General features: G+C 70.5%; 26 protein-coding genes. 17 read left to right on the top strand and 9 right to left on the bottom strand.

Annotated elements, in window-relative coordinates:
• Positions 1–217 precede the first annotated feature (217 nt).
• The 5 genes from AB0C99_RS35920 to AB0C99_RS35940 all read left to right on the top strand — a co-directional run bounded on the left by AB0C99_RS35920 (position 218) and on the right by AB0C99_RS35940 (position 6613).
• Positions 218–1561, top strand: coding sequence for a ParB/RepB/Spo0J family partition protein (locus AB0C99_RS35920; RefSeq protein ID WP_362484101.1), 1344 nt, complete (start codon positions 218–220; stop codon positions 1559–1561).
• Positions 1558–2454, top strand: a complete 897-nt coding sequence (locus AB0C99_RS35925; protein WP_362484103.1) for a ParA family protein — start codon at positions 1558–1560, stop codon at positions 2452–2454. Before AB0C99_RS35920 ends, AB0C99_RS35925 begins: the two co-directional genes overlap by 4 nt.
• A 190-nt stretch (positions 2455–2644) precedes the next feature.
• A complete protein-coding gene (locus tag AB0C99_RS35930; protein ID WP_362484105.1) occupies positions 2645–3586 on the top strand; it encodes a restriction endonuclease in 942 nt (313 codons plus the stop codon).
• Positions 3586–4590, top strand: coding sequence for a restriction endonuclease (locus tag AB0C99_RS35935; RefSeq protein WP_362484106.1), 1005 nt, complete (start codon positions 3586–3588; stop codon positions 4588–4590). Before AB0C99_RS35930 ends, AB0C99_RS35935 begins: the two co-directional genes overlap by 1 nt.
• Positions 4591–4801: 211 nt before the next feature.
• Positions 4802–6613, top strand: coding sequence for a DUF2637 domain-containing protein (locus AB0C99_RS35940; RefSeq protein ID WP_362484108.1), 1812 nt, complete (start codon positions 4802–4804; stop codon positions 6611–6613).
• 54 nt (positions 6614–6667) lie between these two features.
• Here the strand turns inward: AB0C99_RS35940 and AB0C99_RS35945 are convergent, their stop codons facing one another.
• From AB0C99_RS35945 to AB0C99_RS35955, 3 genes are all read right to left on the bottom strand, one after another.
• Positions 6668–7171 (bottom strand): hypothetical protein, encoded by a 504-nt coding sequence (locus AB0C99_RS35945; protein ID WP_362484109.1) that lies wholly within the window; start codon positions 7169–7171, stop codon positions 6668–6670.
• A 68-nt stretch (positions 7172–7239) separates the two neighbouring features.
• Positions 7240–7968: a hypothetical protein gene (locus AB0C99_RS35950; protein WP_362484111.1), complete on the bottom strand. Its 729-nt coding sequence runs from the start codon at positions 7966–7968 to the stop codon at positions 7240–7242.
• A gap of 86 nt (positions 7969–8054) precedes the next feature.
• Complete coding sequence (locus AB0C99_RS35955; protein WP_362484113.1) at positions 8055–8348, bottom strand: hypothetical protein; 294 nt, start codon at positions 8346–8348, stop codon at positions 8055–8057.
• Between the two features lie 390 nt (positions 8349–8738).
• Between AB0C99_RS35955 and AB0C99_RS35960 the strand changes: the two genes are divergently transcribed.
• The 3 genes from AB0C99_RS35960 to AB0C99_RS35970 all read left to right on the top strand — a co-directional run bounded on the left by AB0C99_RS35960 (position 8739) and on the right by AB0C99_RS35970 (position 11805).
• Positions 8739–9248 carry a hypothetical protein gene (locus AB0C99_RS35960; RefSeq protein WP_362484115.1) on the top strand — a complete coding sequence of 170 codons (510 nt, stop codon included), beginning with the start codon at positions 8739–8741 and terminating at the stop codon, positions 9246–9248.
• A gap of 336 nt (positions 9249–9584) precedes the next feature.
• Positions 9585–11483 carry a MobF family relaxase gene (gene mobF / locus AB0C99_RS35965; protein WP_362484117.1) on the top strand — a complete coding sequence of 633 codons (1899 nt, stop codon included), beginning with the start codon at positions 9585–9587 and terminating at the stop codon, positions 11481–11483.
• Positions 11484–11607: 124 nt separating this feature from the next.
• On the top strand, positions 11608–11805 hold the full coding sequence (locus tag AB0C99_RS35970) for a hypothetical protein (RefSeq protein WP_362484119.1): 198 nt from the start codon (positions 11608–11610) through the stop codon (positions 11803–11805).
• 814 nt (positions 11806–12619) lie between these two features.
• Here the strand turns inward: AB0C99_RS35970 and AB0C99_RS35975 are convergent.
• Positions 12620–13288 carry a DUF3223 domain-containing protein gene (locus AB0C99_RS35975; protein ID WP_362484121.1) on the bottom strand — a complete coding sequence of 223 codons (669 nt, stop codon included), beginning with the start codon at positions 13286–13288 and terminating at the stop codon, positions 12620–12622.
• Between the two features lie 239 nt (positions 13289–13527).
• Between AB0C99_RS35975 and AB0C99_RS35980 the strand changes: the two genes are divergently transcribed.
• From AB0C99_RS35980 to AB0C99_RS35990, 3 genes are all read left to right on the top strand, one after another.
• Positions 13528–15054 (top strand): replication-relaxation family protein, encoded by a 1527-nt coding sequence (locus AB0C99_RS35980; protein WP_362484122.1) that lies wholly within the window; start codon positions 13528–13530, stop codon positions 15052–15054.
• Positions 15055–15254: 200 nt separating this feature from the next.
• On the top strand, positions 15255–15539 hold the full coding sequence (locus AB0C99_RS35985; protein WP_362484143.1) for a hypothetical protein: 285 nt from the start codon (positions 15255–15257) through the stop codon (positions 15537–15539).
• A gap of 103 nt (positions 15540–15642) precedes the next feature.
• Positions 15643–15999 carry a hypothetical protein gene (locus AB0C99_RS35990; RefSeq protein ID WP_362484145.1) on the top strand — a complete coding sequence of 119 codons (357 nt, stop codon included), beginning with the start codon at positions 15643–15645 and terminating at the stop codon, positions 15997–15999.
• Positions 16000–16023: 24 nt separating this feature from the next.
• Here the strand turns inward: AB0C99_RS35990 and AB0C99_RS35995 are convergent, their stop codons facing one another.
• Both AB0C99_RS35995 and AB0C99_RS36000 read right to left on the bottom strand, forming a co-directional pair.
• Positions 16024–16272 (bottom strand): hypothetical protein, encoded by a 249-nt coding sequence (locus AB0C99_RS35995; protein ID WP_362484124.1) that lies wholly within the window; start codon positions 16270–16272, stop codon positions 16024–16026.
• 104 nt (positions 16273–16376) lie between these two features.
• Positions 16377–16634 carry a hypothetical protein gene (locus tag AB0C99_RS36000; protein ID WP_362484126.1) on the bottom strand — a complete coding sequence of 86 codons (258 nt, stop codon included), beginning with the start codon at positions 16632–16634 and terminating at the stop codon, positions 16377–16379.
• Positions 16635–17103: 469 nt separating this feature from the next.
• Between AB0C99_RS36000 and AB0C99_RS36005 the strand changes: the two genes are divergently transcribed.
• The 3 genes from AB0C99_RS36005 to AB0C99_RS36015 all read left to right on the top strand — a co-directional run bounded on the left by AB0C99_RS36005 (position 17104) and on the right by AB0C99_RS36015 (position 18914).
• Positions 17104–17295: a hypothetical protein gene (locus tag AB0C99_RS36005; protein WP_362484127.1), complete on the top strand. Its 192-nt coding sequence runs from the start codon at positions 17104–17106 to the stop codon at positions 17293–17295.
• Between the two features lie 360 nt (positions 17296–17655).
• Positions 17656–18003, top strand: coding sequence for a DUF6233 domain-containing protein (locus AB0C99_RS36010; RefSeq protein WP_362484129.1), 348 nt, complete (start codon positions 17656–17658; stop codon positions 18001–18003).
• 37 nt (positions 18004–18040) lie between these two features.
• A protein-coding gene (locus AB0C99_RS36015) for an IS5 family transposase (RefSeq protein WP_362484131.1) occupies positions 18041–18914 on the top strand; the annotation gives its coding sequence in 2 pieces (ribosomal slippage) (positions 18041–18402 and positions 18401–18914; 876 coding nt in all).
• Between the two features lie 320 nt (positions 18915–19234).
• Here the strand turns inward: AB0C99_RS36015 and AB0C99_RS36020 are convergent.
• Positions 19235–20911, bottom strand: coding sequence for a hypothetical protein (locus AB0C99_RS36020; protein ID WP_362484133.1), 1677 nt, complete (start codon positions 20909–20911; stop codon positions 19235–19237).
• Between the two features lie 595 nt (positions 20912–21506).
• A complete protein-coding gene (locus tag AB0C99_RS36025; RefSeq protein WP_362484135.1) occupies positions 21507–22058 on the bottom strand; it encodes a hypothetical protein in 552 nt (183 codons plus the stop codon).
• A 310-nt stretch (positions 22059–22368) separates the two neighbouring features.
• On the opposite strand from AB0C99_RS36025, the gene AB0C99_RS36030 reads away from it, so the two are divergent.
• The 3 genes from AB0C99_RS36030 (at position 22369) to AB0C99_RS36040 (ending at position 24705) form a co-directional block, all read left to right on the top strand.
• Complete coding sequence (locus AB0C99_RS36030; protein WP_362484137.1) at positions 22369–23103, top strand: hypothetical protein; 735 nt, start codon at positions 22369–22371, stop codon at positions 23101–23103.
• Between the two features lie 222 nt (positions 23104–23325).
• The gene (locus AB0C99_RS36035; protein WP_362484139.1) at positions 23326–23841 is read left to right on the top strand and encodes a hypothetical protein; all 516 of its coding nucleotides are present in this window, start codon (positions 23326–23328) and stop codon (positions 23839–23841) included.
• A gap of 63 nt (positions 23842–23904) precedes the next feature.
• On the top strand, positions 23905–24705 hold the full coding sequence (locus AB0C99_RS36040) for a DUF6042 family protein (protein WP_362484141.1): 801 nt from the start codon (positions 23905–23907) through the stop codon (positions 24703–24705).
• Between the two features lie 48 nt (positions 24706–24753).
• Here the strand turns inward: AB0C99_RS36040 and AB0C99_RS36045 are convergent.
• Positions 24754–25962, bottom strand: a 1209-nt coding sequence (locus AB0C99_RS36045) for a hypothetical protein (RefSeq protein ID WP_362484142.1), incomplete at its 5' end; no start/stop codon positions are given.

The raw sequence follows: 25962 nt of genomic DNA on the forward strand, positions 1-25962 counted from the left end.
TTGAGGAAGACGTCCACGCAGCGCACCTCGTGGTGCCCCGCGAAGGCCCTCTCGACCCTCCGTCAACCCCCGGACAGGGCAACGCCGTTTCCAATGGAAACGGCAACCGTGGGACAGGAAGGACACCGGCAGCCCTGCTTGAGTCGTTCGAGAGCGCCAGCGTTTCCACTGGAAACGACTAGTCTCTGGCTGTACTTTCTGTCGTCCTGGAGAATCTATGGCTGCCAACCTTCCGAGGCCCAAGCGCACGAGCACCAAGCAGACCCCCGCAGCTCCGCCCAAGGAAGAGACGTTCTACCGGGGCGGCAAGGACCGCAGCGGCGACACCGTGGAACTCCACCCAAAGGACCTGTGCCCCAACCCGTTCAACAAGCGGGCCATGTCGGGCGTTGAGGAGCTCGCGGCCACAATCGAGACGGTTGGCCTCCTCCAGAACATCGCCCACATCCCGGCGAACATCTGGCTCGAGCAGTACCCGGAGACAGCGGAGAAGATCACGGCCGCGAACGTGATCCTCTTCGGGGAGCACCGCTGGCGGGCAGTCCAGTCCCTGGGCTGGGAGATCATCCCGAGCGTCCTGATGGACGACAAGGTCGCCGACGCCCGGCTCATCACCCTCATCGAGAACCTCCGCCGCGCGCAACTCAGCCCGTTGGAAGAGGCCGAGCACTACGAAGCCCTGCGAAGCAGCGGGCTCTCGTACGAGCAGATCGCCCAGAAGGTCGGCGAGACCGCCAAGGGAGCCATCTCCAAGGGCACCGTGTGGAAGCGCGTGCAACTCCTCGCGCTGGCGCCGGAAGTCCAGGGGGCGCTGCGGGACGGCACACTGGCCGTCAGCACCGCTGAGAAGTTTCAGAAGATGAGCGGCGAGGACCAGCGGAAGGCAGTGGCCCTGGTCCAGGGCGGCATGCGGCCGCTGGAGGCGCAGGCGCAGATCCTTGCGCGGCAGCGGCAGGACGAAGCCGCGCCTGACTCGGAGCCGGCCGATGGGGACGCCACCGTTTCCACTGGAAACGGCGCCATCCCTCAGCCGGGCACCGTTTCCACTGGAAACGCTGCTCCCAAGCCCCGGACGGAGGTGAAGAAGGAGCAGTCCAAGCCGTCTGCCGACCAGTATGAGAAGGACCGCAGTGCCGCAGCCGCAGCCCGAGACGTGTCCTGCCAACTCCTCGTGGAGACCGTCGACGTCGGCGCCACCGCCGATAACGCCCTTCTCCTCAAGGCCATGACGGGCGCGCTGCTCGCTCCGCAGCAGCAGTCCGCCGCACAGCAGCGCGCCCTGGTCTGGCTCCGCCGAGCCGAACGTCACGGACTCGACGAGTCGAACGCCGGCGCCTACTTCAACGCCGTCCAGGACTCGGGTGACGACGACCTCCAGCGGCTCGCCGCGTTCGCAAGCGCCCTCGCTGCGGCCGAGCTCCGTACAGCCGCCCGCCGACACTCATGGGGCAGTCGAGAAGTCGGTTACCTCCGCCTCCTCCAGGACCACGCGCAGTACGCCCCGGAGACCGCGTGGGAGAAGAAGGAACTGGGCTTGGACACCACAGGAGAGAACGCATGACGCGTACCGTCGACCCCCGCTTCCGCCCCAGGGGGCGGCGCCACCCCAAGATTTACGCCTTCATCCTTGAGTGCGGTGGGTCCACCAAGACCACCAGCGCCACCTCCATGTCGGCCGAGGCAGCCCTGCGGGGGTACCCGGGCACCATCTTCGACTTCGACGCCAACCGGTCCACGACCACGATCCTCGGCTATGACGAAGAGGCCATGAAGGGACGGAAGACCGTCCTCGACCTCATCCACGGAACCGCGTCTCTGGATGAGGTCGCCCTGCCAGCTCGCTACCGCATCGGCGACGGCTACGACGACGACGCCTTCGCCTACATCCCGGGCCTGCGCGTGGTGCCCAGCTGCAAGGAAATGTCCACCGCGGACACCGCGATCGCTGAGGACGCGGACCGCCAGGACTGGTTCGCCGAGATCCTGCTCAGCTACGACGGCGACGAGGACGACGTCTTCTGGCTCGACTTCCCGGCCAGCTACGGGAAGATGGTCTACTCCGTGATCCGCATGCTCGACGAGGACGACTCCGTCATCCCGTCGGTCCGCGCCGATCCGAAGGACGTCAAGCTGCTGGTCCCGCTCTTCGAGGAGCTCGACCGAGTCCGGGAGAAGAACCGCCTCCGGCGCTCGGTCCCCGGCCGGCCAACGGTCAACCACCTGATCCTCACCGGCACCCCGACCGCCAGCTACACCGAAGCATCAGCCAGGAAGGCAACGGCGCTCGCCGAATCCCTGTACGGCGACATCCTCACGCCCTACATCCGCTACTCCGCCGATGCCAAGAAGCTGTACGACGACTGCTGCCCCCTGCCCATCCTTCTTCCCAACTCGGTGCCGGCCGTCGACTACAGGAAGCTGATGACCAGCATCGGCTTCCCCGACCGCACCTGACCGACCGTTTCCACTGGAAACGGGGTAAGGGCCCGAACGCCAGCAGGCGGTCGGGCCCTTACCCATATACAGGGCCTGATTCGGCGCCCCCTGCGAGGTCTGAGCCGTTGTCGGCGCCATACAACGTGGTGATGCACGAGTGTGAGGCTGTGAGTCGGTGTATGTCCGAGGGGTTGTATACCCTCACGCGGTGATCATTGACCGGAACGCGGGCGTCACCCCGAATCGCTATCAGAGCCCCCTCCTGCGCCGAACGATCGGCAGGCGCATAGGACGGGCCGATCGGGACGACATGCTGCGGGCGCTGCTGTGGGTGAACGAGGTGCAGATGGCAGGCGACCTAACTGCTGCGTGGCGAGAGCTCCACAGCCGACTCGATCGGGAAACCAAGGAGGCCGAGAGGCGGCGAGACCGGCAGTCCTGGGAGACGTTTGACCAGGTAGGCGTGGGCACACGAACAGCAGCCCAGGAACTGGCCGACAAGCTCTGGTCCGAGCGATACGAGGCACTTGAGGCGCTGGAAGAGTGCGAGCGAGTCACTGAGAAACTCGGAGAGTGCCTGGGCATGGACTACGGCGATGAACAGGCCGGCTTGCGGACAGTCCTGGCCGTGCTGAATGACCAACTGCAGCTGGCGAACGAACGCCTAGGCGACCTGATATCGGCAGACAAGGCTGAGCTGCACGGCTGGGCAAAGCTTGAGCAGCACAGACGCAATGCGGCAGTCAGAACAGGCGTCACGCTGGAGCAACTTGACAAGATGGACCAGCAAGAATTTGACCGGGCCATACAAGATGCCCTTGAACGCTCCGGATTCCACGTGACCTCCAACAAGCCAGCCGTGCTCGAAGTTTCCCGTGAGACCGAAACGGGCCTCGTGATCTGCGCTAACTCCCGCAATCCAGCTCGAGACCAGAAAACCGACATCGAGCGGATCGTCGACGCACAACGCCTGGCTGAGGAACGCGGGGCCAGCGGCGTTCTGGTGATCAGCAACCTCAGGTACGTCTCCCACCCCGCCCATCGCCTCCTTCAGGACGTGAAGCCCAAGATTCGGCTGGTCCAGCGCTTCGGGCTGCAACAGTGGATCGAGTGGGGTATGCCTCTGTCTACCGTGAGCAGGTCGGCCTGATGCACATCAACTGGGCAAGCGCCGTGCCGTTCCCTGAGTACCCCAGTACCCAGATGCAGGAAGACCTGCGGCGCCGAATATCCGAAGCCACTGACGACGATCTGCTGGCCGCCTACCTGCACTGGACCGAGGGACGAGTTGCGGCCGACTGGTTCCTCCTGGCCTGCGACCTTAAGGCGGAGGCCCGAGCAGAGCAAGACCACCTTGCGCGCCTTGTGGCGCCCACGGATAGCCCGTACACAGCTAAGTACAGCCAGGCGCGCCGGGATCTCCACGCGGCCCTGTCTGAGGTGGTCCGCATCGCGGACTATTCCAGCGAGGAGGCACGTCACGTCTGGCAGAAGCTGAGTGGCATGACACGTAGCGACCTCCCTGCTCGATATCGAGCAGGGACAGATGAAGCCTCCTGGGAAGCGAACCGTCTGGGGCCCCTCAAGGCGAAACTGACCAAGGCCGAGGGCGTCATGCAAAGCTCCCTCGAGCGGCATCGGGATGTCATGCACGACCTGGCGTTCCGGGAAGCAGCGATGGACCGCTTCCTCAGGTCAGAGGCCAGCGTGGCCATCGACGAGATTCACTGCATGACGCCATCAGGGTTCGAGCAGACCGTAGCCGCCTTCGCCAGGCGTGACGGGTATCAGGTTCTTCGGGACGGCGGGGGCGCACGTGATCTGGGCGCCGACGTGATTGCTGTAACACCCGATGGCCAGCGCATCGTGGTGCAGTGCAAGCACCGCCAGGGCGGTCGGGGCAAGGTTGGATCGCCGGATATTCAAACCCTCAACGGCACGGCCCGCCCGGAGCACAACGCGGACTTGGTGGTCGCCGTCACCAACGGGACGTTCACGAAACCCGCTGCCGAATTCGCCCGCAACCATGACATACACCTCCTGGACGCGGCGCACCTCAAGCGGTGGGGCACTTGGGGTGAACCCCTCCTGTCAGTCCTTGGCCTCGCAGACGTCACCTGCAACAGCCTGGCGCAGCATCAGCTGGTGAAGTGAAGAACCCCTGCAGCACCTGAGCGCATGTGAGTCCTGGCCGCTGCCTTGAGTGACTCCCGCGCCTGAGCTCGCCCTCCAGTACAAGCCTCCGGGCTCCGGACAGGGTTCCCCGCATTCCGCGCGTGGCTGTCCTGACGCCGGCGGTGAAGGCCAACCATACGAACTCGGGGCCGGTGACGTCCGCGCACTGAACGGAGTGCAAGATGGCCGGATGCATGACGTGCTGACGGATGACCAGGCCCCGGCCACCCAGGAGGCCATGGCCCCGGCGGACACGGCCGGGCTGGAGGCCGTTCCGGCGGCCAGCCCGGTCGTTCCGGCCGCCCGAAATCCCGCTCCGGAGATTTACGAGACCGTTCCGGCCTTTTCTGGAAGCGTTCCGGGAAGTGGCCGCCCTGTGGCCGGGGTGGCCACGGACGGGGTGCTCACGGCCCCGGCCGCCGGGCCAGCGGCCGGGGTCAATCTGGCCTCACCGGAGGCCAGAAAAGGGCTGTCTCCGGGGGTGATGCGGTGGCTGATCTGGGCCTCAATCGTGTGCGCGGGGATCGTCGGCGGGATCGGGTTCGCGGGCTCCTACGATGCTCTGCAAAGCCTCGCTCAAGCGCGTGGCTTCGGCAGCTACTCCTACGTCTTCCCCATCGGGATCGATGCCGGGATCATCGCCATGTACGGCCTCGACCTCGTTCTGGTGTGGCTGCGCATGCCGAAGCCGCTGCTCCGTCTGGTCGCGCACGGGCTGACCGTCGCCACGATCGTCTTCAACATCAACGCGGGGGAGAAGGCGCCGTCGGAGGACCCGCTGGCCGCGGCGATGCACGGCATCCTGCCCGTGCTGTTCGTCGCGGTCATCGAAGCCGCCCGGCACCTGATCATCCATTCCCAGCGCCTGTCCCTGACCGTGGAGTCGGACAAGGTGCCCCTGCACCGCTGGCTCCTCGCTCCCTGGTCGGCCTGGAGCCTGTACCGGCGGATGCGCCTCTACGACGTCACCTCGTACACCCGGATGGTGGTCATGGAGAAGGACCGCACCGTCTACCGGGCCTGGCTCCAGCACCAGTACGGACGCGGCTGGAAGAAGAAGGCCGGCGCCGAGATGCTCCTGCCGTTCACCATGGCCCGCTTCGGGCTGAGCGTCGACGAGGCCCTCGCGCTGCCACGGCTCCAGCAGGAGGCGGCAGACGCCCGCGCGGCCGCGGAGCAGGAGCGGATCGCCCTGGCGGCCGCCGGGGAGGAACAGCGGCTCCTGGAGGCCGAGTCGCGGGACGCCGAAGCGAAGGTGCGGCGCATGGAGATCCACGCGGGGCTCACGACGGCGCAGAGCCGGATCGCCGCCGAGACGACCGCAGCCGAAGCACAGGCCCGCCTCGTCGAGACAGCGAGCGCCACAGAGGCGGAGACCGCCGCACACCAGACCCGCCTCGAAGCGGAAGCCGCCCGGAGAAAGGCGGAACGCGACCTGGAATCGGCGGAACGGCAGGCGCAGGCGGCGGAACGCGCCGCCGAGCGTGAGGAATCAGCGGAGAAGACCGCCGCCCAGACAGAAGCCGAAGCCCGCACCGCGGCCGCACGGCGTCGCGCGGACGAAGACCGGGCCGCAGCCGCCATCGCGCAGGCGGAAGCAGCCCGGCAGTCCGCGGAAGCCGAGCGGGCGAAGGCGGAAGAGATCCGGCACCAGGCGGAACAGAGCGAGGCCGCCGCCCGCACGGCCCGCGCCGAGCGGGAGACCGCCGAAGCCGCTGCCGCCACCGTCGCCGCCCGCCGGACCGCCGCCGAGGCGGAACTCGCCGCGGTCGAGGCCGAGGACGAAGCCCGTCTCACCGCCCGCGAGCGGGGCGAGCGGAAGGTCGCCCGCCTCATCCTCGCCGCCCACACCGCGCTACCAGCCGACCAGCGGACAGACCGGCCGGACATGTATGCCGTCTCCATCGACGAGATAGCCACCCTCCTGGGCATCTCCAAGACCTCCGCTGGAGACCGCCGCCAGGCAGCCAACGAGCTCATCACAAACGGCTACACCGGCTGACCCCCCCCCCGGCGCCCCGAGACCGTACGGAACCCGACGGTGCCCGGCAACGGATCAGCCGATGCCGGGCTGCCCCGGAGCACCAGCCGGAGGAGAACTCCACGGCGACTGCGGCTGAGGAATCGCAGCCCGCACCGGAGCCGGCATCAACGCCTGCAGCGCCCGCTGCAGGTCACCGATGTGATCCGCCCGGTCAGCGAGCTGCGCCCTCAGAAGAGCAGCCTCGTTCTCCGCGAGCGCCCGCCCGTACCGGGCCTCGGCCAGCTCCAGCGCGTGCTCATGCCGCACCCGGTCGAGCTCCGCCCTCAGCCCGGCGACCGCCCCCACCTCCGGTACGCCCGCGGCGCCCGCCGCAGGGGCCGACCCGGCACCGGGCGGGGAGTCGGGCGGGGCAGGGGCGTTGAGGGTGAAACCGGCGCCGAGAAGCGCCTCGACCGGGATCAGCCAGCCCCGCTCCGGATCCTCCACCGAGCCGGGCAACAACCCGGCCTCACGGCGTCGGCGGATCGTGGAACGGCTGGTGCCACACGCCTCTGCGGCTTCGCGCTGATTCAGCATCGGACGACTCAAGCTCATCCCCCCATCATCGCCCCAGACCCCGGGCCCCGTAGACGCCGCCCTCCTTGTCAGTGCCCCGCGTCGATGCCCTTCCACCTGTCCCCAAGCCCTCGGCGCTGCGGCCGTGACGATGAGGCAGACGAGGGCGCTGGGCGGGTGTTCAGCGCGTCGGTCACCTGCCGGGCCGCCGTGGGGGACAGGCCGGCGGTGACCTGCCCGGAGGCCAAGACGCGCGCGTACGTCCCGGGCCCGTAGGCACCCAGCGCCACAGACAGCGCGGCCGCGGCCGTCTCAGCCGGCCCGGCACCCCAGTGGAGTCCGTCCTCGGCGGAGGGTGGCTGACGGGGAAGGCTTCGACGGGCGGCGAGGAGTACGGCGAGGGCCTGGGCGTGCGCCGGATCCAGGGTGACGGTCAGCAGGGCTGGGCCAAGTTGGTGGACTCGGTGCCCGGTGAGGCTGTGCGAGGCGAGCGCCCGTCGCAGTCCCGTGCTCAGCACCGCCGGGTCGGCCGAAGTGGCGGCCCATCGGGCGGACGGCCCGGCAGGTGCGGCTTGGGCCACGGCGTGTTCGACGCGCTCGCGGAGTGCAGCGACGGCGGCCGGGACGACGTCCAGCAGCTCGGCGGCCTCCGGGCTGATCTCGGACAGCGCACCGGCGAGCACCTCCAGCGCACTGGCCGCGTCCTCGACGGCTCCGGCGCTCCACCGGCCGGGGCCTGCGGCGTCGGCGAGCGTGCACACCGCGATCACGGCGCTCTCGGCCAGCAGGTCCAGGGAGGTAGAGCTGGAGTGCTTCATATTCCGCCCAACGAATTCGACCGCTCCGTGTTGCTGACTTCTCATCATCATCGTTTACCGATACGGCTCGATCGTCGCACCGGCGGTCAGGGCCCGGTGAGGATGTCATGGGTGCCGATGCGTCGCCAGATGACATGGGGGAGTCCGGCGACCTTCTCTCCGCCGTACGACCACGTCGCACGCCCGTCCGGCGCCCAGGTGAGCTCGTAAACACCCGGAGCGCGGCGCACGCCCTTGATCCGTAAGCCGGGGCGGAGGCGGCCGGTGCGCAGGTCCGGCACGAAGGCGTCCAGCACCACGCGGCGGAAGCGCCGGTGCTGGGCGGGGGTGAGGTGCTGGAGGTCGGCGGTGAAGCGGGGACAGGTCTCGAAGGTGGGCACGATGGTGTCCTTCGGGCAGCACGAAGAAGCCCCCGGCGGTGCTGGGGGCGGGGAGCGGGTGACGTGGTGCGGTGCGCGGTGGCCCGGCCACTGGGTGGGGGAGCGGTCGGCAGGTGTGGGCTGGACACGACTGGTCCGTCCTGCAGACGGGAGACCCTGCGGGCGTTCCGGGTTCACGGGAGTGCACGGGAGTACAAAGCCGCATGTGGGGGTGCTCGTTGGGGTGATGGCGGACTGCCGGCCTCGCGAGCTGGGCAGAGCACGGGGGATCGGGCGCCGGAACGGCGGCGTCCAGGGTGGCCAGGGAGGGTAGATGGACTGGAAGTTGTCGCGGCCGTCGATCGTGTGCCGACTGTGTCCGGACCGGCGGACCGGCGGACCGACGTGACCGTGGCCGCAGCGGAGGGGCGGCGGTTCCTGCGGTGCCGCCGGTGCAGGAGGACCTGGGGGCTCTACGACACCTCCCCGTCCCCGGCGCCGACCTACTACACCGCCTACCGCCTCGCACCACCCGAGCGGGAAGAGGACGAGGCACTCGCCGCCCTGGAAGCCGGCCTGGACGCGGCGAAGAAGGCCGGCAGGCGCCCGGACCCCATTGCCCGACGTCTGCTCCTGCTGCGCCGGGCGGCACTCGCCGACCGCCGCGCCTACACCGCCGAGCTGGAGTACCTGGGCGGAGGCTCCAGCCTCACCGAGGCGGAGCGGGAGCTGGACCGTGCCGACGTGGCCGCGAAGGCGCTGTGCGACTTCGACGTGGTGACCGCCAGCGTCTACGCGGGCGGCGGGATCCGGCCGGAGCACTCGATCTGGGACGACGAGCCCGGCACCGTTCGCGCCTACGCCCGGCAGGAGTACACGGAGTGGACGGGCGTCGAGCGCGCGCTCATCTCCGGCTCCTGAGACTGCGCTGCTGGCCGCGAGCGATGGTCGGGTCGTGGCCTCCGGGCGTACGAGACCTGCGACCGGAGTCAGCTGGGGGCAGCAGTCCCGGGTCGCGGGTGGGGGAGCGGTACGCAGAAGTGCGCTCGTCGACGGAGGAGTTGTCAACCGTTCGTTCTCGTGGCGCGCGAGGTGTGTGGCTGCGCAGCATTTTCATGGCCCTGGTGGCTTCCGCCGGGCGGGCACGGCGCCGCGGGACATGCCCGCCGTACGGGACCGGTGGTGAAGCTCCGGTGAACTGTCCCGCCTCACGGAATCGGCCTTTTCTGCAGGTCAGAGCCGGTGTCTTCTGTGGGGATGCTGAGTGTCGCGAAGGTTCAGAGGCGTAATTCCTGGCGCTACTACGTACGCGGAGTTGCCTTCGGGGACGGCCGTCGCCCGGTCGGCCTGTCCCTCAAGGACGCCCAGGAGGTGGCCGGTCTCCCGCCGGGGAGGTGGCTGGGGCGCGGCGTGGGCGCGCTCGGGCTCACCGCGGGAGCGGAGGTGTCCGAGCGGCAGATGGAGCTCGCCTTCGGGCGGGGGCGGCACCCGGACGCCGACCGGATCGAGCGGCACCTCCTGGACGGCGGCGCCGACGCGGCCACCGCCCGGCGGGCGACCGTCCTCGGGCAGCCGATCGGGGAGATCGAGGCCCGCAAGCAGACCCCGCTGCTCGCCCTGGACTTCACCTTCCGTCCGCAGGCGTCCTTGCATGTGCTGTGGGCGCTGGGCGACGCCCACACCCGCTGGGTCATCGAGCGGGCGCATGAGCGGGCCGTCGACAGGGCGCTGTGCTGGCTCGAGGACGAAGTCGCCGAGACCCGGTGGTCCTCCGGTCGCGGCCGGGCGAAGACACCGGCCCTCGTGGTCGCGGCCTGGAGGCACTTTGAGAATCGGGATGGTTTCCCGCTCCTGCACGAGCACTGCCTGATCCTCAACCGCGTGCAGCGCCCGGACGCGGGCGGTGATCCGGTGTGGGGCGCGCTGGACACCCGCCGCCTCTACCACCATGTGGTGGCCGCCGGGACGCTCTACACCCTCGCGATGACGACCGAGGTGTGCGAGGAGCTCGGGTTGGCGACGGTGCCCCGGGAGGTGACGCCGGGCCTGCGCCCGGTGATGGAGATAGCCGGTGTCGACTCCGAGCTCATCGACTGGTCGGCTACCCGCCGCCAGCAGATCGAGGACGTCCTGGAGGGCCTGACCTACACGTACGCGCAGAAGCACGGGGGGCTGCCCGGTGAGAAGGCCCGGCATGGTCTGGGGTGGTGGGCGGCGCAGGAGACCCGCCGTGAGAAGAAGACTCCGCGCCCGCTGGAGCAGCTGCTCGTGTGGTGGAAGGCGTCCGCGCTGCTGAAGTTCGGCCAGCAGATGGTCGACGGGCTCCTCCAGCGCTGCCGCGCGGCGGGCGCGGCGATCCGGGCCCGGGTGGACCCGCACGTCGATGTCGTCCTGGCCGCCGTCGACGTCGCCGCGGTGGTCTTCACCGTGCGCGGCAAGTTCGCCCGTCGCCACGTCCTGGCCGAGGCCCGCCGGCATCTGCTGGAGACCCTGCGCGGCCGCGAGTTCACGCGCGGCCTGGACGACTACATCGCGGACCGAGCCTTGGCCGACCACGGCCGCCAGACCACCGATCCCCAGCCCGGCCGCCGGGCCCCGGCCGCCGACCAGATCTTCTACACCGCCGACTTCCCCGGGCCCGACTCCTGGTTCATCGCGGGCGCCGGCGGCAAGCCGCCCCGCCAGTCGTCCCGCTACGAGCGGGCCCGGGTCGCCAGCTTCGCCGTACGCAACGCGATCCGCGCCGCCCGCGCCGCTCCCGCCGGGCAGGCCGGCGCCCCTGCCGCGACGTCAGCCGCCGCGCACACCGGCGAGCAGCACCGCGGCCCGGCGTCAGCCCCGCCGCACGCCGTCGACCATCCCGGCCGGGACGCCGCCCTCACCCCGGCGCAGCGGTCCGCCGCCGTCCACGCGCACCAGCAGGCCGCGATGCCCGAGGAGTACCTCGGGGGCCGCACGACCGACGCGGGGACGTGGCTGCGCACGCCGAAGAACCTGGAGCGGCTCGCCGCCTTCACCTGCGCCGCCGATGCCCGCCGCCGCACCTACGAGGACACGACGCCCCCGGCCGCGCCCGACGCCGACGGCTGCCGCCAGGAGCACGAGCAGCAGCACCGGCAGCCCGGCCACGGCCAGGGCCCTGGTCCCGGGCCGTGACCGTCTGACGGGATGCACATCGAAGCCGACGTGCCAGCCCCCGGCCCGCCCCGGCGCCCCGGCCGCGCAGACATCAGGGCGCGGCGAGAGTACGGAGACCGCCCCCGTGAACGAGGAGGAACCCGTGGCCGATCTGATCCTGGTACAGCTCTCGCCGAAGCAGCGCGAGCGCCTGGAGCACCTTGCCGACGCCAGCCGGCTGCGGACGGCGCTGTACCCGGCGTCGAAGCCGCGGCCGGTCCGAAGCCGCTCACGGCAGTACCCCGGCGGCCGGCCGAACCCGTGGCGCACCGCGCGCCTGCGCCGCCGCTACTTCTGGTGAGTGGACACGGTGGACCCCGTCGCCCACCCGGTGGGCGACGGGACGCCCGGAGAGTGGAGCCCACCGCGAGGATCCACCCGAGGGAGTAGAGGCCACCGTGAAGCGCACCGGGTGGAAGGGGGCTCCACCGGGGCGTCGGGTGGACTCCACTCCGGCGCACCCGGCCGGTGGGAGGTGCGGGACATCGAGGTACCGGTGCGCACACCGAGGCCATCGCACACCACCGGGCACCGCACCGTGGTGCGCGCGCCAATCGTGCGCGTGCACCGGTGAACTCCGTCCTGCGCACCTTCACCCGACCGACAGACGGCGGGCACCCTCCCACCAGCCCCCACCCCCTCGGCATGTGATCTGCCACATAAAAGGGGTCCGCATAACGCGCATTCGGGACTCCGGACAGGTCGCGGTCAAGGGGGCGTGTGATATGCGAACCCGGCTTCGACTGGGCCTCCTTGGCGACCGGGCCGCGCACCGCACCGGGCCGCACCGTACGGACCGGTGCGCACCACCAGGAACGCACGGCGCACCGCACCACCGCACCGGGAGTGGACTCCACTCGGTGGACTCCACCGCACCCGGTGGCCGGACGGAGTGGACTCCACTCGATCCACGGCATCAGGTGGGGGTGGGCGGCATCGTGATCGAGGCGGGGGAGTGGACGCCATCCGATCCACCACCGACGGTGGGCCACCCTCTTGTCGACCTCTGCTGCCTCCGAATCACCACCGAAAACGGGCAGCGCCCGGGGAGGAGAGATCTCCGTCCCCGGGCGCCGCTCCGGCCAGTTCGGCTCAGGCCGCATCCGTCCGGTGCGCTACATGCGCGGGCGGCGCAGGTTCTCCTTGGCCGACAGCAGCCCGAGGACGGCGTGCTCCTGGTGGTGGGCGTGCCAGCGGTCCGCCAGGGCGCGGTCGGTGAACAGGGCCAGGCCCCGCTCAGTCTCCGCGATCAGGTTGATGGCGTCGAAGCCGCCGGCGGCGCGGACGAAGTCCAGCGCGATGTCGTGGAAGCGCGGGCCCTGGAAGTAGGAGACATGGACGTCGACGGGAGCCAGCTCCTGGCCGCTCTCGTCGGATACGAGCGTCTGGGACGCCTTGCGGGACTCGTAGTAGGTGTTGACCTGCGGCTGGATCTCGGTGCGCATGGCGGCCTTCACCCGCTGCGGGTGGGTGGGGGCATCGAGGCACTTCTGATACGAGAAGGCGACCTTGCTGCCGTCGACCAGGACCGCCTCCGGGCCCTTGTGGTGTCCGCGCGGGGTGGCGATGACCCGGAAGTGCTCCACACCGGGGCCGACCTTGCCCGACGCGTCGGGGTGCATGTCCAGCAGGTCACGCAGCAGCAGGTCGTCGTCCTCCTGGTCGACGACCTGCCCGAGGCCGTAGCGGCCCAGGATCGCCTGCACCGCTTCCTGCCGAGCCTTCTTCGTCGCGTAGCTGCGCGGGCCGATCCAGACCGTGGGCACCTTGAACTCCTCTGCCAAGCAGGTGACGGGAGCGCTCACGCTAGAGCACGTCCCCTGGTCCAGACGGAGCTTCGCTGGTGCTGTCAGCCTGCTGGGGGACAGGACGAGGATCGTGATGCCGCTCACGGACAAACCCGCACGACAAGGGCCTAGGAAAGGAGGAATCGGACACCGGACGTGGTGGACAGCTAGACCGCGGACAAGGGGGTGCTTCCGACGGTGGCCCCGGTCCGTACGCACCTCCGCGTACGAACCGGATGCTCACCGACCCGGTCCGCAGGCCGGGGGAAACCGAGGACACCGTGCCCGCCGATCTCACGCCCGACCCCGCCCACGACCACCACGCAGCCCGCGACCGCAGACCTTCCGAGAACGGCAGCCAGTTCCCGCAGGCCCCCTCCACGGGCCCCTCCATCGCCCCCTCCAAGGCCACTTTGCCCGCCAGACGTGTTTCCGCAGGTCAGCCCCGGCGGTCAAGGGGCCGTGACGCGTTCGACAACCCTCCTAGCTCGACACAGGCGTGGAAGCCGACCGGAGTGCGACGCAGGGAAGTGCTGAGGGCTCTGGGGATCTTCCAGCGGGCTACTCCTGATCAGCTCTGGCGGATGCTGCGCCCCACCGACCAGCACGACCGGATGACCAGGGACACCCTGAACGCGTTGAAGGAGTCGGGCCTGACCCGGGTGGAGACGCGGCTGAAGTCGGGACACCAGCTGTGGGTGCTCACCGAGAAGGGCCACAAGGAAGCCAAGCTGCTGCTGCCGAAGAACGTACGGATCTCCGCGCTGTGCAAGCAGAAGTACGACACCAAGGGCAGGCCCATCCCGGGAGAGGGCTACGACGAGCACGCCGCCGCCGTCACCTCGACCGCCGCTGTGCTCACCGGGGCCGGGTACGGCACACCGCTGTCCTGGCAGACCGAGATCGCCCACCGTCTGCCGTACGGGTACGCCCAGTACGCCGACCTGACGATGCGTGCCCCGGACGCCGAGGTGCCCGCGATGCTCCTGGAGGTCGACCGCGTCCACGAGCCCGTCGACGACCTGACGGCGAAGCTGCGCCGCTACACCGACTGGTTCGAGCTCCTGGCGCCGAAGGCCGACGCGGTCAGGGCGCAGGCAGCTGGCGGCGCGGCGGTGCACGACTTCCGGTTGTGGTCGAGGATCTACCCGGCCACCGGCCGGGAGGGCTACGTGCCGGTGGCGTTCGTGTTCACCGGGAAGACGGCCGCGCAGCGCGATAGCCGGATGCGGCGCCTGGAGCAGACCGCCCGCGCGTACTTCGCTGGGGAGCCGTACCCGGGCCGCGGCGCGGGCATCACGGCCGTCGACTACCACCAGGCGGTGCCCGTGGTCGTCACCGAGCTGGAGCGGATCACCGCCGCCCCGGCCGGGGCCGCCGGCGCGGTGTGGCGCAGGCTCGGGCGCAAGGAGTGGCAAACCCTGCCCGAGGCCCTGGACAACCCGGACGGCGACCGCCTGTATGCCGCGCAGCGGAAGGAGGCCCGAGACCGGCGGGCGGAGCGGGAGGCCGCAGAGCGGGAGGCGAAGCGGCCGGTGTGCGCACGGTGCGGGGCGAGGTTCTCCGACGAACGCTGGCAGGAGACGACGCGGTCCTCGTGGCCGGGGGAGTGGGACGGCCTGTGCGGGGCGTGCGCGAAGGAGTCCATCGCCCGTGCGGAGGCCGAGCGGGTGGCGCAGCGCCAGGCCGAGGACGCCGCAGCCGGCGCGGCCGCCGAAGCAGAGGTGCCGAGGGCCCGCGGGCTGTTCAGGCGCCGCGGATAGCTGCGCAGACCCGGGGACTCTGGGTTGCTTTCAGCGGGGGACCGGAGGCGTGACCGCGAGTGGGAGCCCAGCAAATCGGACACCCCGGCGGCCAGGCCGCGACGCTAACGAACTCGGTGCTCTACGTTCCCGCCCGCTCGGTCCGCGACCGCGTCTCCAACCGGGAGACCCCGTGTGGCCGGGCGGAGAGGACCGTCACCATGAGCTTCATCGAGCCCGGCCTGTCCGTGCGCGACGGCGTCGCCGAAGGACCGCTCGCCGACGCCGCGCTGTCCCGTGCGAACCGCGCCGGGCAGCTCCTGGCCGAACTGCAGGAGCAGGCGCCCACGCTGACCGACGGCCAGCTGCGCGACGGCGTGCACCGGGCGCTGCGCCGCTTCACCCAGGACCAGCCGCCCGCCCGCCAGGTCGACAACTTCACCGCGCTGATCCGCCGCGGGGTGCGCATCGACTGGCCCGCCTCCGACCGTCTGCCCTGCGCCTGACGCCCACCCTGCGGGCCGCCGGCCTCTTCCGTAGGGCGGGAGAGGCCGGGCTGCCGGTCGCCGCTGGCCTTCCGCTGTCGGTGGTGGCTGGGAGGCTGGTCGGATGAACGACGGTGACGAGCAGCTGCTGCGGCCGCCGACGAGCACGGCGTACGTCTGGTGCGGCAGCGGGCCCGGGTTGGGGTCGTCATGGTCCCGGCCGTACACCCGGCCTTCCCGGCGCATAAGGGAACAGGACGCGTGGGCCAAGGAGCTCTTCCCGACCATGCACGAGCGGCTGGAGCAGGCTGCCGAAACCCCGCCGCCGGACAGCCTCAACCGGCCGTTCGCCGACGCTCTGACCGAGCTGGTCCACGCGCAGGCCGACACCGCCGGCTTTGTGGTCCTGCACCGATGGGCGGAGATCCTGGAGCGCCGCTTCCCGCTCCAACTGCCGGACCCTGAGCACACCACCGAGTAACGGTGGCCGCAGGATACGGAGCGGTCAGGCGGCGCCGCCGTCGCCGGCCGGAAGCTGAGGCTGGCGGATCCGCTCACGTTCGACCTCGGCAGCGATGACCGCGCGCTGCGTCTCGCCGCGCTGCTCGATGTACGCCTTCGCCACCTGCCCGGCCACCGTGACCGCCGTGGCGACAGGCAAGGCCGTGACCAGGATGCCCGGCCAGGCGGAGCCGGTGAGGGAGTCACCCGGCTGGGAGCCGGTCGGCGGAACATCAGGCTCGTCTGTACTCATAGCCCTCATAGTCCGGCCCTCGCACCCCTGTTGACCAGCACAGTCACCCGTACTGCCCACAGGGGGCGGTCAGGAGCCGGTGATGTGGTCGAACTCGATGGACGTCACCGCTCGGGCAGCTTGCGGCGAAGACCGTCCATCCCCTTCTTCACGTCCTCGAGCTGGTCGCCCAGCACCCGCATACGCCAGTCCAGGCGCTCCATCCGGGCAGCGGCCGCCAGCGACGCGAGCGTCTGCGCCACCTGAGCCGCGCCCGCCTCACCCGACAACGCCTTCTTGACGTACCGGACGGCCATCGCCTCGTACCGCCTCGCGCGCTCCACCGCGGCCGTGAACTCGGGCTCGTCGTCGTGATCGGTCATGCAGCCCTCCCAGGTTGATCTCTCCCCACCGTTGTACCGACCGCGGCTCACAGCCGGGGCGCCTGCGGAATTTCGGGCCGGAAAGTTGTCCACAGATCGCAGCTCAGGGCCCACTGGCCCGGACAACACCCAGAGCTGACCGAGCGCCGGACACGCCACGGGGCTCTCGCGGACGAGACCCCCGTGCACCGGCTCACGGTCGCGCGCCGGGGAGGCCGTCACCGCAGTGTCGCGGTCGCCGAGGCGGTCGGCCGTCTCAGCGACCACCCCGCCTGCCCCGGCACCCCTGCGGCCCCGCCCCCGCCGTCAGCCGCGTCCCGCCCCCGCACCTGGGCGCCCGGGACGTCCTCGGCCCCGCGTCGGCCCCGGCTCCGGTCCCTCGTGGGTGTCCTGTTCCCGTCGACGGCGCCCGGGGCGGGCCTCCGGGGCCATAGCCTGCCCCTGCCCCGCCGCACCCTTGAGGAGAGCCGTGACCGATACCTCCGCCAGCCACCTGCGCGCCCTCGCCGCCGATGTCGAGGCGCTCCAGCAGCGCGTGCGCAGCGCCGTCGGCGTGCTCGACGGGATCACTCCTGATGTCGCTTTCCGCCTCGGTGAGGCGTCCGCGCTGCTGGGATCGGCGGCGCGGACCGTGGAGTCGGCGGCGGACGCGACCACCTGACCCGCCCCGCCTGCCCGCCGCCCGGCCCGTTCCGGCGGCGGGCGGCGTCGTACGGTGGATCCGTGCCCGAGCAGCCCGACCCTGACCCGGCCCCCGGCCTCGACGCCGTACCGGTTCCGGTGACGGTGGTCCTGGGCGACGGCCAGGAGCTGCGCAGGGCGGCTGCCTGACCGGGCGGCGCCCGCTGCCCGCACCCGGCCCCCCGTCGGCCGTCTCGTCTGGACGCCCTGGGGCCGACCACCCCGTCCTGCCCCCCAGCGACCCCGCCACCTGAGGCGCGCGCGGGAGCTCGCGGTCCGCCCGCCGCGCCGCAGGCGGAGGGGGTTGTTCACCTCACAGTTCGGGCACAACAGGTGCAGTGTGTCCGCGTGCCGGGTGTGGCTCGACGCCCCCGCCCACATCCGCCGGATTCCAGGCACCGACTACTCCGCCGTCCCGGCGGTCCGCCTTCCCGAGCCGTCGCTGATCGAGGCGGCGCTGGGGGAGCGGCGCCCGTCCGGCTGGGTCATGCGCGGCGGTACGCGCGGCCAGGGCACCATTCACGCCCCCGACTGCACCGAGGCGCCCCAGGGCGTCGCCACGCTCTCCCTGGAGCACGCCCTGGACCTGGCCGAGCGGCCCGCCGTCCGGCTGTGCTCGCTGTGCGGCGCCGCCGCCGAGCTCACCCCGCTCCTGCGCGGCTTCGACGGCGGATTCGACCAGCCCTAGAGCGTGTCTCCTTGGTGTGCTGAACCGTTGATCGGACATGTCTGTGCGATTGATGATCAGCGATGCGATGTGGGACCGGATCGAGCCGTTGATGCCGGCCGATCCGGTCCGGGGTCGCCGGTGGGCCGATCACCGCCGAACCCTTGAGGCCATCGCCTGGAAGTACCGGACGGGTGCGCCCTGGCGGGATCTGCCGAAGGAGTTCGGGCCCTTTCAGACGGCGCACAAGCGGTTGCTGCGGTGGGCGGCGGACGGTACGTGGCGGCGGATCTTCGCTGCTGTGCTGGCAACTGCGGATGCCGAGGGCGGGATCGGCTGGACTGTCTCGGTGGACTCCACCGTCTGCCGAGCCCACCAGCATGCGGCTGGTGCCCGGAGAGGAGGGCAGGCATCGTGGCGAGCCCGCCGACCACGCGCTCGGGCGTTCGCGTGGCGGGCTGAGCACGAAGATCCATCTGGCCAGTGATGCCCGGGCCCGGCCGCTCGCGATGGTGGTGACTGCCGGGCAGGCAGGTGACGCTCCGGCGTTCACGGCCGTCATGGCCGCGCTCCGGGTTCCGCGTCCTGACGGTGGACGGCCCCGCACCAGGCCCGACACCGTCATCGCCGACCGGGCCTACTCGGCTCGCGCCATCCGCTCCCACCTGCGCGGCCGGCACATCCGGGCGGTCATTCCGCAACCGGTGGACCAGGTCCGCCACCGGCTGCGGCGCGGCTCCCGCGGCGGCCGGCCTCCCGGCTTCGACGACGAGGTCTACCGGGAACGCAACGCGGTCGAGCGGTGCATCGCGCGCTTGAAGCAGTGGCGCGGTCTGGCGATGCGGACCGACAAGCTCGCCCTCGCCTACCAGGCCGCGCTCCATCTCGCCGCTGTGCTGATCTGGCTCCGCGGGCGACCCGGGAGACCGTGAGGGCGGTGCCCCGGGGCCGGACCCGTCGGCGACGCGGATGGGCTGATACCGGCGCGAGTGCGGGATCGCGTCGAGGGAGTTCGGCCGGAGCGGTCACGAGGTTGCGTCGGCCAAAGCGTCCCAGCTGATGCACGCCCCACAGCGGCACGCAGTAGCACCCCCCGCAGCCGGCCGGGCTGACGTTCGGACACCGGGACGCCAGCCGACGGCGTGGAGGGCGCCGTTCAGCGGCGCTTGTGCCACGGACAGGCCGGGGTCCGCGGCGGCCTGTCCGTGGGCCCCGGCGTCCGTGCGGGCGGGGCCTGTCAGGAGGAGGTCGCTTAGGCCCCGGAGCGGTCCACGATGTTCCAGCGGCCGGGGGTCGCGTCCTTGACGAAGCGCAGGCCGTCATCCTCGACCACCAGGGGCTTGCCGTCCTCGCGGGTGCCCTGCCAGATCTCGTAGTAGTGGCCCATGTCGTAGAACGACACGCCGACGTCGGCCTTGCGCGAGAAGCCGGCCATCCACCCGTTCTTGGAGGAGACCCACTGGCCCTTGGCGGTGACGCAGGTGATCTGCAGGAAGCCGCCCCAGTTGCCGTCCTTGGCCCACGCCCCGTCCGCGACCTTCATCCACACCGCCGGCCGCGTCCGCCAGTTCTGCTCCCGGTTCCGGCGCTGCTGGTCCGTCTCCTTGTCCGGGTCGTCCGGCGCGGCCTGGCCGTACCTGGGATCGCCGATGCCGAAGTACTCGTCCTCCTTGAACCGGACCGTCGATGCCAGGGTGTTGTTCGGGACGTGATGGTTGCTCGGGTACTCGGCCTTGGAGGTCACGATGTCGAAGACCGCCGTGCCGAAGTAGTAGAAGGTCGTATCACGCCAGTTCGGAAGCAGGACGCGCGAGCGGTACCTCCCGAACTCCGCCTCGTCATCACCGATCTCCTGGATCGCCCGGACGATCTCCAGGAGCTTCTGGCCGGCCTCGGTGTCCTCCGCCCGCCGACTCCTCTCCTGCGCCGCCTTCACATCCTCCTCGGTGACACCGGGGTCATCGAGGATTCCGAGAAGCCTGACCACCTCAGCCCCGTCCTCCTCGGTCCATCGACCGGCTTTCACCCGGTCGAGCAGTCCGGCCAGAGCGGGGTCCGGCTTGAAGAGAATCTCGTCGTCCAGATCGCCGAGGAGCCTGACGACCCTGCGAGGGCCCAGCTTGGCCAGCTTCTCGGCACTCAGGGCGGCGATCTGCTCGGCGATCTGCTCGACGCTCAGGACGCTGCTCATGTTGATAAAATGCCTGATCAGCTCCGAACGAGTCGTGCCGGCCAGCCGCCCGGCCAACTCTTCACGGCTGAGAGAAGCCAGTTCTTCCGCGCTCAGCCCGGCGCGCAGCTCGGCGTGCAGCTCGTCGATCTGCTTCTTCGTCAGATCGCTCGGCGGATCGTTCTCCATCCGCTCCGTCAGATCCTTCCTCAGGTCGATGCTCAGATTCGCCAGCTGGTCGGCACTCCAGCTGGCGATGAGCTCGGCCAGCTTCTCGGCCAGCTGCTCGGCGCTCAGATCGGACAGCTGCGCGGAGCGCAGATCCCTGGACCAACCAGTCAGAACTGACTCGGTCACCTTCTCGGCGGTCATCCCGGCGCCCGTGGCGGTCATCTTGGCGACCCGCTCGGCGGTCACCTCGGTGATCCTCGTGGCGAGCGTCTCGGCGCTCAGCCCGGCGAGCCTCTCGACCCTCAGCTTGAGGTGCTGCTCCTCGTTCTTCTTCTCGATCTTCCTGGTGAGCACCGCGACCAAGGTCTGACGGTCCAGTCCGTGCAGTCGCTCAGCGGCAGTCTTCGCCGGCCTCAGCTCTGGGATGTAGATGCCCAGCTGACGCCGGACCAGCTCCTTGATGCGCCTGTTCTTGGCTTCCTCGTGCGCGGCCTCGATCTCCTCGATCTGCGCCTTGTCGAATGTCACCGCGGTGGGTGCATCCGGGTCGTGGAAGATGAAGAAACTGCTTGTACGCAGACGCCCCATGGCGTGGCCACTCTCGCGTGCGCCCCGCCTGGGAGCGGAGAGCGTCATCAGTTCTCGGCGGTGCACGGCGAAGCTAAACGATCACCACCGCGCTGTGGGCCCGCCAAGCCACATTCACCCGATCAGGTGAAGACCTGAGAGTGCTTGACGTCGCGCCTCCATCGATGCAGGCCAGCGGCTGCGGCACCGGAGGCGGCCGCATGCGTAGCCGCACCGCCCAGGACCCCGGCCCTCTCCCGCGATCACGGCGTCAGCCGCAGCGCCATCCGCAGCGCCATCCGCACCGCCGTCGCCGACCTCCGGCCCGAGCACACCGCCACCGAGGAGGACGCCCCCGCGCCGGAGCTGACCGGTCACCCTGGATATGCCGGGCAAGGTCGCCGACTTCCCCCGGACCACCGAGCTGGAGCCCGCCGACCGCACCGTGCTCGACCAGGGCGTGCCGGTACGGCGAGGCCAGGGCTATACCCTGCGCGTCACCGCCATCCCCGCGGTGCACCGCCGGCTCCTCGCCCGCTGCCAGCCGCTCGACGGTCAGGTTGTCCCGGCCCAGCGCAAGGTCCGCCGCGCACCCAACTCGTCCAAGAGACACGGCCTAGCCCTGAGATGGCGGGTCGAGGAGCGGCGCCAGCACCAGCCGGCTGAAGACGCCCATCACCGACGGCGCGCCGTAGGCGTCCATCCACAGCGGCGCCACCGTGTCGAGCGGGTGCCGCTCCTGCTCCAGCTCCGGATACGTGACGCCGCGCACGGCGAGGTACTCCTCCAGCTCGTCGAGCGGCTCCCCGAACCCTGAGCACAACGCCTCGGCGGCCTCCATCGCCGCCCGTAGCTCCGGGCGGACCTGGTCGAGGTCGGAGTCGTCCAGGAGCGCCCGCACCAGGTGCCCGAGCCCGACGACCTGCTGGAGCCGCCGCACGAGCGGCGGCCGACGGTCCCCAGCAGCACCTTTATGCTCCTGTGCACTCGCGCGCACGTCCTGCGCCAGTTTCCGCGCGATGCGTACCTCGACCGAAGTCGGCGGGAGACCGAGGGCCTCACGGGTCAGCCGCGCCTCGTCGACGGCCTCCCGCACCGCACGCCGCCGCTCCTCGTGCATCGTCGGCAGCGCGCCCGACGTCCCGTCGGCTAGCTCGAAGTAGTCCATCCCCGGACCGGTTCCCCCCCGGCGAGACGCCCGACGAAGTCGCCGGAGCACCTGCCGGGACGAGGCCGGCGCCCACGGCCCGAAGAGGTCGGTGCGGGTGAGGATGCTGGCGCCCAGGCGTTCCCGGTCGGACACCGGACGCGGAGGTGGCGGAGCGTACGGGTGACCTCGAAGACCGCCGAACTGGCAGGCCATGCTCAACTTCCCCAGTGACCAACGGACTTGTGCGTCCGAGGTCTACCCTTTAGTAGCTTGATACTGAGGCGCGTCCGGAGAGTGTGGGGGTAGGGCCATGAGGCGTGGCAGAGTCGTGCGTGCTGTGGTGGGGGTGGGCGTATCCGCCTCGGTGCTGGCGGGAACCGCTTCCTGCTCCGGCGGTCAGGAGACGCCGCCGCCGGAGCGTTCCGGCGGCACAGCGGCCTCACCGTCCGCCCCGGCGCAGTCCTCGTTCGCTCCGGCCGACCCCCTGCTGGACGGTGGCGTTCCGACGAGTGATGGGCTCGTCGCGGCGATGCCGAAGGCGGATGAACTGCCGACCGGATGGGTAAAGTCCGGCGAAACGTCCGTTGGCTGGCGTGACGCCGCCGACTCCATTGCGGAGGGCGAGGACGGGACCGAGTGCGGCGCCACAGCGCTGGAGAAGGACCTCAACGGGTCCGAGTACATCGTGAGCTTCTCCGTCGGGAACGAGGCCAAGGGCGACGGCGCCGATATCTCCCTCAAGGTCCTGATGGACTCGGACAACCTGGACGCCGACCTCACCCAACAGGACCGCGTCGCACTCGTGGCGCACAACATGAAGCGGGCGCGCGCGCTGTGGTCGTGCTTCTCCCCCAAAGAGTCCGGCATCGGCGACGACAGCCTTAGTTACGACACCGAGCGATTCGCGAACGTCCGTATGCAGATCGGCCCGGTGGAAGTCTTCGTCCACACGCCCCGATCGGGCGACAGCCCGTCGGCGCAGGACTGGGCGCGCGTACTGGAACAGCGCATACGCTCGGTGCTCGCAGGTCAGGCCCCGACCGCCCGAATCGCGGTGAAGTAGCCGCCGACTCCGTCGGCGCCCGCCGCACGGCCGTCGGGTCGCCGTGACGCCCCGCGCCGGCGACGTCGTCCGCCCCGTCGACGGCGCCGTCCGCACCGTCGCGCGGACCTCGACGGCGACCGCCCCGATAGCTAACTGTGGTGGTCCACTTCACCGACGGGACCGTGCGCCGCGTCGGCGCGCGCGTTGAGTTCAACGTCGAACGCCCCGCGTAGCCCCCGAGTGCTCGCCCGCTTCGCGCGGCTGGCGTCCGCGAGCTGGAGCCCGCCGCCTCCGTCGCCGGAGGAGCAGCGGCTGCTGGCCGAGGAGGCCGTGGGGGCTCGCGGGCGCCGTGCGCTCGGCACCGGCGGCGACGCCGACCGCACCGAGCCGCCCCGGACAACCGACCAGGCCGCGCTCGACAAGGCCCGCCACGACGGCCGGCTCCTCGACCGCCACACCGCCGCCCACCACCTCGGCATCCGCGACAGCGACCTCGCCCACCTCACCCGCGCCCGCTGGCTGCTCACGGCCTTCCACGTCCGCAGCGGTCACCAGCCCCGCCGGGCGGCGCCGTCGGTCCCGCTCTACCGTCTTGACTACCTCGACGCCCTCCTGGCCCACCCCGCCATCGACTGGGACACCGTCCAGGCGACTCCGAAGGGCCGCGCCTCCGTCCTCGCCCGCCTCACCACCGCCAGCCAGGCGAACCCCGTGAGCACTGGACCCGACAGGACATCGCCCGCGGGACATCCGTGAGAACCTGCTGCGTCTCGCTGCGTACGCTGCGAGCACCGAGGTGTTTTCGAGGAAGAGCTGCGGATGACTGAGAAGGCGTCTGTGCCCGGGCCGCGCCGGGACCTGGCGATGCACAACGACTGGTGGGTGTCGGGCTGGGAGCACGTCCTGCCCCGTCAGGGCTTCCCGCTGACCATGCTGATCGGGACGGCATGCCAGCCCGGTTTCACCGGCTCACTGGACGACCTGGTGCACGAGCTCTTCGACGGGCACTGGGACATGATCGGCGGCGACCTCGACGGCGCGCTCACCTTCTCCTGGCCGGATGAGGAATGGGACTACGAGGCCGCGCCGGAGGGCCGCGAGGCATGCGAAGCAGCCCGCTGGGAGCAGTTCAGCGCCATGCTGACGGCCGTCGGCTTCCCGGTGCCCACCACCGTGCGGGATCTGTCCGAGCTCTACCTGACGTGGGGCCTGGCCCGCCGCGAAGAGACGCCGGACGGCACCCGGTGGTCCATGCCCGCCGCGCTGCCGCTGCCCGGCGACCTGCTGCCCCTGGACCCCGAACTCACCAAGCGCCTCGACGGGATCCGCTGGACGATGCGCACCGGACCGCTCCTCGACACCCTCGTCGGCCACCTGGTCGACGATCTGGGTGAACCGGCACAGACCCTCACCTCCCTGGACCGGCTGGCGGCAGCTACGGGCCAGGACGTCGACGACGTCCGGCTCGCTCTCGCGGAACTCGTGAAATCCGGCGACGCCTGTGTCCAGCGCGGCGAGGAGCCGGCCGACGCGGAGCGTCTGGAGGCCCACCGCCGCTTCCGCCTGGTCATGGACTGGGAGCACTTCCATGAGAACCGCATTCAGGTCAGCCGTGGGTGACTGAGGCTGGCTTCGACCACCGCCTCCGCCGCTCGGCCGACCGGTCCTTCAGTTCTCGGGCGCGTCGGCGGAGTCGTCGGGAGAGGCCCCGTCTTCGCCCTCATCGATGTCCGACAGGGACAGTTGCTCGCCTTCTTTCTGTTCGTCTTCGTCGATGGCAGTCGCATCCCTGGTGCTGGCAATCAGGGAAGCCGCGATCATGTCGGCGAGGTTCGGAGTCGGAGTCCATGCAGCGATGTCTAGTTTCGGCTGGTTCGCGGCAAATTGCCGGGCGAGATTGTGCATGGAGCAGCTGAGGATGTCGGCCTGGCGGGAAGCCTGCTGATCAAGAAGCCTCCTGATCGGAGCAAGGCGGTCGACCTGGCTCGCGGCGACCAGCTTGCGGATGCTCTCCGAGGCTGACTGGGAAGCGGCGAACTGTTCGGCAAGCCGCCGTGCCGGTTCACCGACAGCGTCGAGTTTTGCGAGAGTTTCCGACAGATGCTGCTGCAGCAGGCGATCTGCCTGGCCCGCGCTCTGCAACGGCCTGACGGCTCTCCGGGACAGGCCGGCCACCCGCTCCTTGAGGCGCTTCAACACCTCCATGATCGTTGTGTCCGACGCGTCGGGGGCCGACGGTTTGCTCTGCCAGAGGACGGTGGGCGTCTCGTCTCCGTCGTTTGTGGAGAACAGGACCTTCATCTCCCATACGCAGGCGACATACCCGGCAACGGCCCCGGTTCCATCTCCCGCGAGCCCGTACAGCAGCCACGTCGCGTTCGCCGTGTACCAGACGTCGCCCTCGATCTCGTGCCCTGTCACCTCCGCGACGCTGAGCAGCTCGACCTCGGGCTGGACGAGCCACTCGCTCCACCCCACCGTCGCGTCACTTGAACCCAGGCCCAGGAACCCGGCAGGCGAGCTGAAGTCCATCGCAGTCTGGGCCACTCGTCCCCGGACCGGCAGCGACCGCAGCAGCTCGTCCGCAGCGGCCTTCGCGTCCTTCCCGGAGACCTCCTTGCTGAACTGGGAGATGACCTGGTCGAAGTCCTTCAGCAGGGTGAGACGGCCTTCGAGACCGCGCACGTCCTCGTTCATCGGGTACGGGTAGGTGGTTCCGTCGCCGAAGTCCGTGCTGTTGTTCGTGACGAGGTGGACGTGCTCGTCCGGGTTCGCCTTGAGGTCCGCCTCCTCAACCGGCTGGGCTCCGCCGCCGCGCCGCTCTCCAACCTCCCGGGCCGCGTCGGGTTCCTGCGCCGCCTGATGCAACGCGCCCTG

Source organism: Streptomyces sp. NPDC048659 (assembly GCF_040650575.1).
GTDB lineage: Bacteria > Actinomycetota > Actinomycetes > Streptomycetales > Streptomycetaceae > Streptomyces.

Coding starts and splice junctions, on each gene's coding strand:
- AB0C99_RS35925 (WP_362484103.1), top strand. CDS start 1,558: ATGACGCGTACCGTCGACCCCCGCTTCCGCCCCAGGGGGCGGCGCCAC.
- AB0C99_RS35950 (WP_362484111.1), bottom strand. CDS start 7,968: ATGAAGCACTCCAGCTCTACCTCCCTGGACCTGCTGGCCGAGAGCGCC.
- AB0C99_RS35940 (WP_362484108.1), top strand. CDS start 4,802: ATGCATGACGTGCTGACGGATGACCAGGCCCCGGCCACCCAGGAGGCC.
- AB0C99_RS35980 (WP_362484122.1), top strand. CDS start 13,528: ATGCTCACCGACCCGGTCCGCAGGCCGGGGGAAACCGAGGACACCGTG.
- AB0C99_RS35985 (WP_362484143.1), top strand. CDS start 15,255: ATGAGCTTCATCGAGCCCGGCCTGTCCGTGCGCGACGGCGTCGCCGAA.
- AB0C99_RS35935 (WP_362484106.1), top strand. CDS start 3,586: ATGCACATCAACTGGGCAAGCGCCGTGCCGTTCCCTGAGTACCCCAGT.
- AB0C99_RS35920 (WP_362484101.1), top strand. CDS start 218: ATGGCTGCCAACCTTCCGAGGCCCAAGCGCACGAGCACCAAGCAGACC.
- AB0C99_RS36000 (WP_362484126.1), bottom strand. CDS start 16,634: ATGACCGATCACGACGACGAGCCCGAGTTCACGGCCGCGGTGGAGCGC.
- AB0C99_RS36040 (WP_362484141.1), top strand. CDS start 23,905: ATGACTGAGAAGGCGTCTGTGCCCGGGCCGCGCCGGGACCTGGCGATG.
- AB0C99_RS36025 (WP_362484135.1), bottom strand. CDS start 22,058: ATGGACTACTTCGAGCTAGCCGACGGGACGTCGGGCGCGCTGCCGACG.
- AB0C99_RS36020 (WP_362484133.1), bottom strand. CDS start 20,911: ATGGGGCGTCTGCGTACAAGCAGTTTCTTCATCTTCCACGACCCGGAT.
- AB0C99_RS35995 (WP_362484124.1), bottom strand. CDS start 16,272: ATGAGTACAGACGAGCCTGATGTTCCGCCGACCGGCTCCCAGCCGGGT.
- mobF (WP_362484117.1), top strand. CDS start 9,585: ATGCTGAGTGTCGCGAAGGTTCAGAGGCGTAATTCCTGGCGCTACTAC.
- AB0C99_RS35990 (WP_362484145.1), top strand. CDS start 15,643: ATGAACGACGGTGACGAGCAGCTGCTGCGGCCGCCGACGAGCACGGCG.
- AB0C99_RS35945 (WP_362484109.1), bottom strand. CDS start 7,171: ATGCTGAATCAGCGCGAAGCCGCAGAGGCGTGTGGCACCAGCCGTTCC.